Genomic DNA, 11,712 nt, shown 5'->3' with positions numbered 1-11,712 from the left:
GATTTTGCGACCTCAGGTCAGTCGGATTTTTGATTGACCCGCCGATCAGGGTTTTCAAATGTGACAGAAATGTAAAACCATGAGGCCCCGATGCAGACAATCTCGGAACCCGCCCGTCAAATCCCTATTGTTCACCAAACGGATGTTCTGGTCGTCGGCTCCGGCCCCGCCGGGCTGGCCGCCGCGTTGGCCGCCGCGCGCGCCGGGGCCGAAGTGTCGCTGGTCGACCGTTTCGGCTGCATGGGCGGCAATATCACCGCCGTGGGGGTCGAAGGATTCGCCGGGTATCGCCACGAACAAACGGTCGAGGCTGGCGGCATCGGCATGGAGTTCGAAACCCGCGCCAAAGACATGGGCGCCGCAGTGCCGGAAAGCCAGTCGCTCAGCTATGAGCTGGACAGCGAAGGGTTCAAGCTAGTGGCCGACAAACTGGTCGAAGAGGCGGGTGTGCATCCGATGCTGCACCGTCAGTTCGTCGCCCCCATCATGGAGGGGGACCGGATCACCGGCATCATCACCGAATCCAAAGCCGGTCGCGAGGCGATTCTGGCCAATGTCGTGATCGACGCGACTGGCGACGCCGATGTCGCCCATCGCGCCGGTGCGCCCACACACAAAACCGCGCGCGAGGATATGATGGCCGCCTCGGTCATGTTCCACTTGGCCGGTGTCGACAAACGCGCCTTTATGGAAGGCGTCAAGGCTGACCCCCAGACCTATAAAGACTGGGGTGGCGGTGGCGAATGGAATATTGAGACCTCGGGCAAAGAGGACGACATGTTCTCGCCCTTCGTTCACAAGCCTTTCCAGCAGGCGATTGATGAGGGGTTGATCCCGCCTCATCTGAACACCATCGCAGGCACCTGGGGCGCGATGCACGACACGGGTGAGCTGACCTATATGAACCTCATCCATCTGGCTGAAATCGACGGCACCGACCCCGACAGCCTCACAAAGGGTGAGATCGAAGGCCGTCGTCAGTCGATGCTGGCCATCGAGGCGCTGCGTCGCTTCATGCCCGGTTGCGAGAACGCGCGGCTGCGAAATTTTGGGATGACCATCGGCATCCGCGACACGCGCAAGATCGACGCGGTCTACAACATGACCGAAAATGACGCGCGCCATCAGGGCCGGTTTGAGGATACGATTGGTATCTATCCCGAGTTTATCGACGGCTACGGCATCCTGATCCTGCCGACCACTGGCCGCTATATGCAGGTGCCCTATCGGTCGATGCTGCCCAAAGGGGTCAAAGGGCTTTTGGTTGCAGGACGCTCGCACGGGGCCGACAAAGTGGCCCATGCGGCCACGCGCAACATGGCGTGCTGCGCGGTCATGGGACAAGGGGCCGGAATCGCGGCTGCCCTATCGCTGAAAAGCAATCAGGAGCTGCACAGCATGAACCTTGCCCCTGTTCACGCTGAACTGGACCGGCAAGGCGTCAGGATTCACTGATGGACTACATTCCAACAATCGACCTCAGCCCTCTGCGCGACGCCACACATCCCGACCGGGACCAAACCGTGCAGCAGATCATGGAAGCCTGCACTGAGATCGGTTTTCTGTCCATCACAGGCACTGGCATTCCGCAGGCAACTGTTGATGAGGTGCGCGAAATGGCGCGCGCGATCTTTGCGGTTGAAGAGGCCTCTAAATGGCAACAAGCCATCACCCGCGAGAACTACCGCGGGTTTATCCCGATGGGGTTCTTCACGCCAAATGACGGCTCGGGCAAAGCCGACAAATACGAAGGCTACAAGCTGCATCACGAAGTCGACGCCGATGCTGCAATCCGTGAAAATTGCGGGCTGTATGGCCCAAACATCTGGCCAGTCGAAGTGCCGGGGTCGCGCGATGTCATCCTGACCTACTGGACGATGCTGGATGACGTGGCAGACCTTCTGCTCGCAGCGCTCGAAACCGGGCTGGGTTTGTCGGAACGCCAATTGCGCGACGCATTCCAAGACCCGATGACCAACATGACCCTGCTGCACTACCCTCCGCAGGCGCCGGATGAGGGCGGCTATGGCATTCACCCACACAAGGATACCGACGCGCTGACCATCATCGCCCCAGATCCCGTCGGAGGGCTGGAGGTACAAACCCGCACCGGTGATTGGATCACACCCGACTGCCCGCCCGGTGGCTTCGTCGTCAATATCGGCGACATGTTGGAACTGTGGTCGGGCGGTCGATTGAAATCCACGCCGCACCGCGTCGTCAACCGATCAGGGCGCGAGCGGTACTCGTTCCCCTATTTCGCCGTTCCGCGCCATGATGTGGTTGTTGAGCCTCTGCTACCCGCCCTGCCCGGCTTTGACCGCCCCGCCGTGCATTGCGGCCATTGGTCCGCTGAAATCTGGCGTACCAACTGGCCGGACGAGACCGCGACAGGGGCTACTCCGGAACTTGGCACGCTGACCGACTGACCCTCGGAAACCAAGGCCCATGAACCGCTTGCATCGCCGCGCGTCATGGGCCAAGAACATGGCAACGCTGTGCAACAAAGGGATGCGCCATGGCTTTGCCGGTTAAGGATCAGCTGAGATACTGGGGCATCGCCGCCGTCGTCTTTGTCGTGATCCTGTGGGCCTTGGGCGATGTGCTTCTGCCCTTCGTGATCGGCGGCGCAATCGCCTATTTCCTCGACCCCGTCGCGGATCGGCTGGAAAAGCTGGGGTTGTCGCGGATGGCTGCCACCGGGATCATCACCGTGGTTGGCGTCCTTGGATTTGTACTTGCGATTCTGATGGTTGTGCCGGCTTTGGTCACGCAGTTGATCGACCTGATCGACGTGTTGCCCAGCCTGTTCCAGGAACTACGCGCGTTCATCGAAAAGCAATTCCCGTCGATTCTGGACCGCGAATCCAGCTCGCACCAATTCCTTGTGGGCCTGGGCGACACCCTGAAATCCAAAACCGGGGATGTGCTGCAATCCGTTGTGGCCTCGCTGGGTTCGGCAATCAACGTGGTGGTGCTGCTGGTCATCGTGCCTGTCGTCTCGGTCTACCTGCTGCTGGATTGGGACCGCATGGTCGCCCGGATCGGAGAGCTGCTGCCCCGCGACCACGCCCCCACGATCAAACGTCTCGCCGGTGAGATCGACAACGTGCTGGCCTCATTCGTGCGGGGCATGGGCACCGTCTGTCTGATCCTTGGCACTTACTATGCGGTTGCCCTGATGCTGGTCGGGCTGCAATTCGGCCTGATCGTCGGCTTCATTGCTGGGCTGGTGACCTTTATCCCCTATCTGGGCGCGTTGATCGGCGGCACTTTGGCCATCGGGCTGGCGCTGTTCCAGTTCTGGGGGGATTGGGCGCATATCGGGCTGGTCGCAGGCATTTTTGCGCTGGGACAGGTGACCGAGGGCAACTTCCTGACGCCCAAACTGGTCGGCAGCTCGGTCGGCTTGCACCCGGTCTGGCTGTTGCTGGCCCTGTCCGTCTTTGGCGCGCTTTTCGGCTTTGTCGGGATGCTGGTCGCCGTTCCGGTTGCCGCAGCTTTGGGTGTGCTGGCTCGGTTCGGCACGTCGGTTTACCTGGATAGCCGCCTTTATACCGGTCTCGAAAGCCAGGATCAGGACAACGCGTAAATGGCCCGACAATTAAGCTTCGATTTGCCCGCCAAGACCGCGCTGGGGCGGGAGGATTTCTTTGTCTCTCCGGCGAACGCGCTTGCGGTTGCGATGATTTCAGCCAGCTCATGGCCCGGCAACAAACTGGTGCTGAGCGGCCCGGCGGGCGCAGGCAAGACCCACCTGGCCCATGTCTGGGCGGCTGAAACCGGTGGGCGCATCATCAAAGCCGAAGCGCTGCGGTACGAGGACGTACCCGATCTGGCGCGCAGCCCGATTGCGGTCGAAGACGTTCCGATGATCGCCGGTGATATCGAGCAGCAAAAAGTGCTGTTTCACCTGCACAACCTCGTTCTGGCCGAGGGTCACGCCCTGCTGATGACGGGTCGTTTGGCGCCGAAATTCTGGCAATTGCCGCTGGCGGATCTGCAAAGCCGGGTCGAAGGCGCGCATCACGTGGCACTTGATCCCCCGGATGACGCGTTGCTCTGCGCGGTGCTTGCGAAACTGTTTGTCGACCGGCAGCTGAACCCCGGCCCCGAGGTGATTGCCTATCTGGTCAAGCACATGGATCGCCGCTTTGAGACCGCCGCCGATGTGGTCGCACAGCTGGACGACTTCGCGCTATCCGAGAAACGGGATATCACGCGCGCCCTGGCTATCCGCGTCTTGAAAATGGACCCGGATGAAGGCGAACCGAATGATTGACCCAAGCGCGCCAATTGCGCATTCTGACACCGAAATTTCCGGGTAAGACATGGACCAGACCGTCGAAACCGACATTCCTGATTGGGGGCCTTTCGGAAGACCTCTGTTCGACGACCCCGGCACAAGGGCGCTGTCCCGGGTGGGCGTGGTCGATGTCGGGTCGAACTCGGTCCGGATGGTGGTCTTTGATGGCGCGGCGCGGTCACCAGCCTATTTCTACAACGAAAAGGTTATGTGCGAGCTGGGCGCGGGCCTGTCCGAGACCGGCCACCTGAATCCCCGAGGGCGTGAGAGGGCGATGGCCGCCCTGCAGCGCTTTCAGCGGATCGCAGAGGACCTCGGCCTGCCGGGGCTGCATGTCGTAGCCACCGCCGCCGTACGTGAGGCGAAAGACGGGCCCGAATTCTGTCAGGACGTGAAATCCAAAACCGGGCTGCATGTGGCTGTGATCGACGGTCAGGAAGAGGCACGCCTGTCGGCCCAGGGTGTTATGCTGGGCTGGCCCGGAGCGTATGGCCTGATCTGCGACATAGGCGGCTCGTCCATGGAACTGGCCGAGATCGGAGGCGGCGATGTGGGTCGCCGCGTGACCTCGGCCCTTGGTCCGCTGAAGCTGCGCGATATCAAGGGCGGGCGCCGCGCGCGCAAGGCCCATATCAAATCCACCATGGAAGAGCTGCACAGTCAGATGGGCCAGCAGCGCGACCGGCTGTTTCTGGTGGGCGGTAGCTGGCGTGCCTTTGCACGACTGGACATGCTGCGGCGGGGCTATCCGCTGAACGTCCTGCACGAATACCGCATGACCACCAAGCAAGTGCGCGAAACGATCAAGTTCATCGATGCGAACGATCATGACAAACTGCGCAGTCAGGCCGGAGTTTCAAGCTCTCGCATGGCGCTGATCCCTTATGCGATGGACGTGCTTGCGCGGCTGATCCGCACGTTCAAACCCAAGGATATCGCGATCTCGAGCTATGGTATCCGCGAAGGCCTGCTGTACGAGCAGATGTCGCAGGAACAGCGCGACCGCGACCCCTTGGTCGAGGCCAGTCGTTTTTCCGAGGCGAAGGATGCCCGCCTGCCGGGCATGGGCCGCACGCTGTTCGATTTTGTGATGCCTCTGTTCAAATCTGCACCTGCGACGCAGGTCCGTCTGATCAAGGCCGCCTGCCTTTTGCATGATGTCAGCTGGCGCGCGCATCCTGATTACCGGGCCGAAGTCTGTTTCGACTACGTCACCCGCGCCAATCTCGGGGGGCTGAAACACTCCGAACGCGTTTTCATCGGCCTTGCGCTGCAACATCGCTATCGCAACAAGCGCGAGGGCAACCGTTTTGCGCCTCTCTACGAGTTGCTGGATGAAAAAAGCCAAAAACAGGCCGAGATTCTGGGCAAGGCGATGCGGTTCGGGGCCATGTTGTGCATGGACAGCGACGCGCATGTGGGCAAGCTGCGCTTCTATCCCAAAAAGCGCGAACTTGATCTGGTGCTGCCCGAATCCGTACGGCCCCTTTTCAACGAAGTGGCCGAGTCCCGCCTGAATTCACTGGCAAATGCCCTGAAATCCGAGGTGCGTGTGGTCATCAAGGGCTGAGCTGCCCCTATAGCGTTTCGGGTTTATGTTGGATCGCTTTTTCACTGCCTCTCCCTTCGGTCGAACGCGAAAAGCGATGCAGGCGCTTTAACGAAAACTCGAAACGCTTTAGATGTCCGTGGCGCCGTCCGGGGCCTCTGGCAGAGATTCGGGTATTTCAGGCGCATCTTCGGTCTGTTTCTTGCGGATGATGATATCGCCATTGGGCAGGATTTCGGGCATCTCGTAGACGCTCCAATCCTTCACCTCGGATGCGAGTTCTGCTAACGCAGGCCCCATTTCCTGCATGAAAGACTGCATCGCCGGGCCGAACTGATCGGCAAGGCCAAGCAATTCATCCAAAGCCGGCTCCATCTCGCGTCGCAGGCCCTCGAAAAACAACTCTGCCCCCTGCTCCATCAGCGTTGGGGTATCTTCTTCCTCGGCCGTTGCAGGCAGCGCAAAAGCGGCTGTCATCGCGCCGATCATCAGAATATGTTTCATATGCTCAATGTAAGCCTTTCCGCGCCCGGTTGAAAGGTCACAGCTCAAAATCCAGCGTGACAGGGAAGTGATCTGATGCGGTCAAAAGGGCCTCGCGCAGGTCAGGTTTGGCCCAGCAGGCCGCATCCCGAAACGGATGCCAAATGCGCCAGACAGGTCGCCTGGACTGCAAATCCGAGCTGATCATGATGTAGTCCAGCAACGCCTCAAGGAACGTGCCGTTCTCGGGTCGCGCAAACCGTGCGGTCGAGGACACCGAACCGGGGTGCGGCCCGTGCGCTGTCACCGCATGCGGGTCGAACAGACCGGCTTGAAGCACAATCTCGACCGAGGAGCGCCCGAACAGATGTTCAAACTCATCCAGACCGGGGCCGTCATTTAAGTCACCCAACAGAATCACTGGATCATCCTCAGCCAAGTGATGCGCGACCCGACGGGACAACCAGATCGCCTGAGCCAACTGCTTGCGGCGGTTGGCGATCGAGATACGGATCGCCTCATCCCGTGACCCCGCCCCATGCGGAGCTTTGGATTTCAGATGCGCGCCGATCAGGCGAAACTGAAACCCCGCTTTGGTCTGGACCGACAGCTCCATAGGTGGCTTGGAAAACTGCACCACGTCCTGCGTCGCATCCACGTCCAGATCTATACGAAATTCCGAGTCAAAACGCGGGGCGTCATCTGCCGCCCTTGGGTCATGGCGAACCGACAGAACCTCCGGGTCGTAGAGAAGCGCCAGTTCCTGATGCGTATCATTGGGAAATCCCATGATCGCCTGCGAGGTGCGCAGGTCAAAAACCTCGGCAAACGCCTGCAAGGCGCGCACCGTGTTCTGCCGCTTGCCCGTATTCGGCGCTTCGACGACCAGAACCGCATCCGCGTCAATCGCGGTGAGGACTTTGGCGATGGCTTCGACCTGCTGAGCCTTAGTCACGTCATGCCGACCCGACCAGCTGTCATCGACGATCAGTCTGTCATTGCGATCAAACAGGTTGGCAAACCATTCGATATTGTAGGTCGCCAGACGCATCGCCTAAACCGTCGCGCCGTTGATCTCATCCCAGGCGCGGTTGATGTCGATCATCTTCTTTTCGGCCAGGCGGATCGCCTCTTCCGGGACACCACGCGACATCATCGCATCGGGGTGGGTTTCCCGCACGAGCTTGCGCCAGACCTTCCTGATCTCGGCAACGGGCATATCGCGCGAGACCCCAAGAACCACGTAGGGGTCATTCGGCGCATCCGGCACAAACCGCGCACGCAGGGCCAGAAACTGCGCATCCGTCTGCCCGAAGATTTGGCTGACCTCTTCCAGAAACTCGTTCTCGTTCGGGTGATAGAACCCGTCGGCCATGGCGATATGGAACAGCCCCTCCATCAGGTCGCACAGGGTGGTGCTGTCCTCCGAGAACATCCGAGCGATCTTGCGGGCATAGTCCTGATAGCCCGCCACGTCCGTGCGGGCCATGTTGAAGACACGGGCCGCGCCCTCTTCATCTTCGCGCGCAATCTGGAACACGTCGCGGAAGGCCGTCACCTCATCCCGCGTCACCTGCCCATCGGCCTTGGCCATCTTGGCCCCCAGCGCGATCACCGCAATGGTGAACGCGACCGAGCGTTCGGGTGGCGAGCGCAGTTTTTCGAAAACAGCCGTCAGGCTCTCACCTTGGGCAAGAGCGCTCAGCGCGTCGGATATGCGGGTCCAGATCGACATGGGCGTACACTAGCGTCCCATTGCAGGACTGTCAGGTGCGATAGATCCTTCGGGAGAAAGAATTTTCTGCATCAGCACAAGGTCCAGATACTGACCCCATTTGTGCCCAACCTCGGGCATGTGCCCCACCTCCGAAAACCCCAGCGTTGAATGAAAGGCGATCGCCCCCGGATTGGCCGAAGAAATCCCGGCGACCAGAACATGCACCCCTTCGCTGCGGGCCACTTGCTGCAACTGCTCCATAAGGGCGCGCCCAACGCCACGGCCCCGCGAATAGTCTGCCAGCTGGATCGAATGCTCGCGGCTCTTGGCATAGCCCGGCCCGGATCGGAACGGGGCATAGGTTGCGAAACCAATGACCTGGCCCTGATCCTCAGCCACAAGAAACGCTGCGCCCCTCGCCCGGATATCATTGGCAATCGACTCTGCGCTGCGTTCGTCGGTCGTGAAGGTCACCAATGTGTCGCGAATAATCGCGTTGGTGATCAAAGCAATCTCTGCTGCATCCGCTGGTTGGGCCTGACGGACCCTCATCGCAAAATACGTACCCCATGAGGCGTTTCGATCTCGGCCTGCATTGACGCCGGTCCTGTGTCAAAAACAACCGGATCAAGCGGACCCAGCTGCTCTGCCAAGAGCAACGCATCCGGGTGATAGACAATCAGACGTTTCAGGCGGCACCCATGATCCTCCAACATACGCGCGGGGTGAAGATCCCCCTGCCACTGGATCAGCGCCGGAAACAAGTTGTCAAAAGGCAAACGCCCATTTGGCGGAACTGCCATCCGCCACCGCAAGGCCCCTCTGGCCAAATCAATCGGCGTCCCAACACCATCGGGAAACACGGAAAGTGAGGCCTCAATATCGGGTACGCGGCAAATCCAGTTGGTCAAACGTGGCGCACCCTCGAACCGGTCCAGATCGAACCATCGCGCCCTGTCCGGCCGAGGCGCATCCGGGTCGATGGCAATCGCCTCCAGATACAGCCCATCCTTCAGGCCAAGCAGCCGATTATGCGTGCCGAATGCCTCATGCTTGCCACCGGCCTGAAGACTGACACCCAGCGCATCTTCCACATGCGCCGTGGCCTCTTCCAACGTGGCACCCGCCACCGCAATATGATCCAACTCCATCGCGCCCTCCACGATGACACCCTAGATCGCTTTCCGTTTGTTTTGAATCAAAATACGCTGCCTCTCCCTCCGGTCGAACGCGCATTTCGATGCTTTTATCCCAAGTAAAACGCAAAACGCTTTAAGCACACAACAAAAGGGCGCAAGCCAAACCCGCGCCCTTCTTCTGTTTGAAAATACCTTCGGGGGTGAATTTGCCGTCAGGCAAAGAGGGGGCAGACAGCCCCCCTGCCCCGCCTCAGTCCCGCGCGTCGCGGATCAGGCGCAAGATGTCCTGTGCGGCATCGGGAATATTCGTCCCCGGCCCAAAGATCGCCTTGACCCCGTTGTCATACAGAAACTGATAATCCTGCTGCGGGATCACGCCACCGCAAATTACGATGATGTCCTCAGCCCCGGCTTTCTTGAGTTCCTCAACAAGCTGCGGTGCCAGCGTCTTGTGGCCTGCCGCCTGAGACGAGATACCCACCACATGCACGTCATTGTCCACGGCATCCTGCGCGGCCTCGGCCGGGGTCTGGAACAGAGGGCCAACGTCCACGTCAAACCCGATATCGGCAAAGGCCGTCGCGATTACCTTGGCACCCCGATCATGACCATCCTGCCCCATCTTGACCACCAACAGACGGGGGCGACGTCCCTCGATCTCGGCAAAATCTTCAATGGATTTCTGGATGGCGGCAAAGCCCTCGTCACCCTCGTAGGCCGCGCCATAAACGCCCGCCAGGGTCTTCACCTCGGCGCGGTGGCGGCCGAACTCTTTCTCCATTGCCATACTGATCTCTCCTACCGATGCGCGGGCGCGGGCGGCCTCAACCGCAGCAGCCAGCAGGTTTCCGCCTTCTTGTGCGGCCTTGGTCAGCGCGTCCAACGCGGCCTGACAGGCGGCCTCGTCGCGGGTGGCGCGGATCTCTTCCAGCCGCGCGACCTGAGATTCGCGCACGGCCACGTTGTCGACGTCCAGAATGTCGATCGGGTCTTCCTGTTCCTTGCGGTATTTGTTGACCCCAACGATCACCTCATCGCCCCGGTCGATCATCGCCTGACGCCGCGCGGCGCTTTCCTCGATCCGCAGCTTGGGCATGCCCGAGGCGACGGCTTTGGTCATGCCGCCCATCTCCTCGACCTCTTCCATCAGGGCCCAGGCTTTCTCGATCAGATCATTGGTCAGGCTTTCCACGTAGTAAGAGCCCGCCAGCGGATCGACCACATCGGTCACACCCGTCTCTTCCTGCAAGACCAACTGCGTGTTCCGCGCAATGCGGGCCGAGAAATCGGTGGGCAGGGCAATCGCCTCGTCCAGAGCGTTGGTGTGCAGCGACTGGGTGCCGCCCAGAACCGCGCTCATCGCCTCATAGGCGGTGCGGATCACATTGTTATAGGGGTCCTGCTCCTGCAGCGACACGCCCGAGGTCTGGCAGTGTGTCCGCAGCATCTTGGAGCGTTCAGACTTCGCCCCGAACTCGGTCATCACGCGATGCCATAGGGTCCGTGCGGCGCGCAGTTTCGCAATCTCCATGAAGAAATTCATGCCGATGGCGAAGAAGAACGACAAACGACCTGCGAACTTGTCCACATCCATGCCCGCATCCAGCGCAGCCCGCACATATTCGCGCCCGTCCGCGATGGTATAGGCCAGCTCCTGCACAAGGTTCGCGCCAGCCTCTTGCATGTGATAGCCCGAGATCGAGATCGAATTGAACTTGGGCATCTCGTTCGACGTGTACTCGATAATGTCCGAGATGATCTTCATCGACGGCTCAGGCGGGTAGATATAGGTGTTGCGCACCATGAACTCTTTCAGAATGTCATTCTGAATGGTGCCGGACAGGACCGATTTGTCGTGCCCTTGCTCTTCGCCCGCAACGATGAAGCTGGCCAGAACCGGGATCACCGCGCCGTTCATGGTCATCGAGACCGAGACTTTGTCGAGCGGGATGCCGTCAAACAGGATTTTCATATCCTCAACGCTGTCAATCGCCACACCGGCCTTGCCGACATCGCCGACAACACGCGGGTGGTCGCTGTCATAACCGCGGTGCGTCGCCAGATCGAACGCGACGGAGACACCCTGCTGACCCGCAGCCAGATTGCGCCGGTAAAAGGCGTTTGATTCCTCGGCGGTAGAGAACCCGGCATATTGGCGAATGGTCCACGGACGCCCGGCATACATCGTCGCCTTCACACCGCGCGTGAACGGGCCAAACCCCGGCAGAGAGCCCATATGCGGCAAATCTGCGGTGTCGTCCTGCGTATAAAGCGGTTTGACGCTGATGCCCTCCAGCGTTTCCTTGGTCAGATCGTCCAGTGGCCGTCCGCGCAATTCTTTCTCGGCCAGCGCGCGCCAGTCATTCTTATCGGTCATCGAGGTGTCCTCTTGTCAGTTCGGCCTGCAGCAGCCTGCAATCCGTGCGTATCGTGGTTCAGCAGATGCCGGGCATGGCCCACGCGCGACAAATTGAGCGTCTTGTGCAAATCGCCGGTCGCATTCGCGCGCGCAGAGGCT

General features: G+C 60.3%; 11 protein-coding genes. 5 read left to right on the top strand and 6 right to left on the bottom strand.

Annotation, left to right across the window (positions count from 1 at the left end):
- Positions 1–90 precede the first annotated feature (90 nt).
- The 5 genes from J7394_RS16440 (at position 91) to J7394_RS16420 (ending at position 5,876) form a co-directional block, all read left to right on the top strand.
- Entirely contained in the window at positions 91–1,455 is a 1,365-nt protein-coding gene (locus tag J7394_RS16440) for an FAD-dependent oxidoreductase (RefSeq protein WP_209254548.1), read from the top strand.
- Positions 1,455–2,429 (top strand): isopenicillin N synthase family oxygenase, encoded by a 975-nt coding sequence (locus J7394_RS16435; RefSeq protein WP_209254546.1) that lies wholly within the window; start codon positions 1,455–1,457, stop codon positions 2,427–2,429. Before J7394_RS16440 ends, J7394_RS16435 begins: the two co-directional genes overlap by 1 nt.
- Before the next feature lie 89 nt (positions 2,430–2,518).
- Complete coding sequence (locus tag J7394_RS16430) at positions 2,519–3,592, top strand: AI-2E family transporter (protein WP_209254544.1); 1,074 nt, start codon at positions 2,519–2,521, stop codon at positions 3,590–3,592.
- The gene (locus tag J7394_RS16425) at positions 3,593–4,282 is read left to right on the top strand and encodes a DnaA ATPase domain-containing protein (RefSeq protein WP_209254542.1); all 690 of its coding nucleotides are present in this window, start codon (positions 3,593–3,595) and stop codon (positions 4,280–4,282) included. It abuts the gene before it with no gap.
- A gap of 49 nt (positions 4,283–4,331) precedes the next feature.
- The gene (locus J7394_RS16420; protein ID WP_209254540.1) at positions 4,332–5,876 is read left to right on the top strand and encodes a Ppx/GppA family phosphatase; all 1,545 of its coding nucleotides are present in this window, start codon (positions 4,332–4,334) and stop codon (positions 5,874–5,876) included.
- Between the two features lie 108 nt (positions 5,877–5,984).
- Here J7394_RS16420 and J7394_RS16415 read toward each other — a convergent pair whose 3' ends face one another.
- From J7394_RS16415 to scpA, 6 genes are all read right to left on the bottom strand, one after another.
- On the bottom strand, positions 5,985–6,359 hold the full coding sequence (locus tag J7394_RS16415; RefSeq protein ID WP_209254538.1) for a hypothetical protein: 375 nt from the start codon (positions 6,357–6,359) through the stop codon (positions 5,985–5,987).
- Positions 6,360–6,396: 37 nt separating this feature from the next.
- Positions 6,397–7,389: an endonuclease/exonuclease/phosphatase family protein gene (locus tag J7394_RS16410; RefSeq protein ID WP_209254536.1), complete on the bottom strand. Its 993-nt coding sequence runs from the start codon at positions 7,387–7,389 to the stop codon at positions 6,397–6,399.
- 3 nt (positions 7,390–7,392) lie between these two features.
- Positions 7,393–8,073: a molecular chaperone DjiA gene (locus J7394_RS16405; RefSeq protein ID WP_209254534.1), complete on the bottom strand. Its 681-nt coding sequence runs from the start codon at positions 8,071–8,073 to the stop codon at positions 7,393–7,395.
- Positions 8,074–8,082: 9 nt separating this feature from the next.
- Entirely contained in the window at positions 8,083–8,607 is a 525-nt protein-coding gene (locus J7394_RS16400) for a GNAT family N-acetyltransferase (protein WP_209254532.1), read from the bottom strand.
- Positions 8,604–9,206 (bottom strand): VOC family protein, encoded by a 603-nt coding sequence (locus J7394_RS16395; RefSeq protein WP_209254529.1) that lies wholly within the window; start codon positions 9,204–9,206, stop codon positions 8,604–8,606. The genes J7394_RS16400 and J7394_RS16395 overlap by 4 nt, the downstream gene beginning before the upstream one ends.
- A 238-nt stretch (positions 9,207–9,444) precedes the next feature.
- Positions 9,445–11,571 (bottom strand): methylmalonyl-CoA mutase, encoded by a 2,127-nt coding sequence (gene scpA / locus J7394_RS16390; RefSeq protein WP_209254527.1) that lies wholly within the window; start codon positions 11,569–11,571, stop codon positions 9,445–9,447.
- Positions 11,572–11,712 lie beyond the last annotated feature (141 nt).

Origin of the sequence: Ruegeria sp. R13_0 (assembly GCF_017743995.1) — a bacterium.
Lineage (GTDB): Bacteria > Pseudomonadota > Alphaproteobacteria > Rhodobacterales > Rhodobacteraceae > Ruegeria.
The sequence above is the reverse complement of the archived record's forward strand: the minus strand, read 5'-3'. Positions and strand labels throughout refer to the sequence as shown.

Bases quoted from the DNA above. Each gene is read 5' to 3' on its own strand.
- J7394_RS16410 (WP_209254536.1), bottom strand. From the start codon at position 7,389: ATGCGTCTGGCGACCTACAATATCGAATGGTTTGCCAACCTGTTTGAT.
- J7394_RS16425 (WP_209254542.1), top strand. From the start codon at position 3,593: ATGGCCCGACAATTAAGCTTCGATTTGCCCGCCAAGACCGCGCTGGGG.
- J7394_RS16420 (WP_209254540.1), top strand. From the start codon at position 4,332: ATGGACCAGACCGTCGAAACCGACATTCCTGATTGGGGGCCTTTCGGA.
- J7394_RS16435 (WP_209254546.1), top strand. From the start codon at position 1,455: ATGGACTACATTCCAACAATCGACCTCAGCCCTCTGCGCGACGCCACA.
- J7394_RS16440 (WP_209254548.1), top strand. From the start codon at position 91: ATGCAGACAATCTCGGAACCCGCCCGTCAAATCCCTATTGTTCACCAA.
- scpA (WP_209254527.1), bottom strand. From the start codon at position 11,571: ATGACCGATAAGAATGACTGGCGCGCGCTGGCCGAGAAAGAATTGCGC.
- J7394_RS16430 (WP_209254544.1), top strand. From the start codon at position 2,519: ATGGCTTTGCCGGTTAAGGATCAGCTGAGATACTGGGGCATCGCCGCC.
- J7394_RS16405 (WP_209254534.1), bottom strand. From the start codon at position 8,073: ATGTCGATCTGGACCCGCATATCCGACGCGCTGAGCGCTCTTGCCCAA.
- J7394_RS16415 (WP_209254538.1), bottom strand. From the start codon at position 6,359: ATGAAACATATTCTGATGATCGGCGCGATGACAGCCGCTTTTGCGCTG.
- J7394_RS16395 (WP_209254529.1), bottom strand. From the start codon at position 9,206: ATGGAGTTGGATCATATTGCGGTGGCGGGTGCCACGTTGGAAGAGGCC.
- J7394_RS16400 (WP_209254532.1), bottom strand. From the start codon at position 8,607: ATGAGGGTCCGTCAGGCCCAACCAGCGGATGCAGCAGAGATTGCTTTG.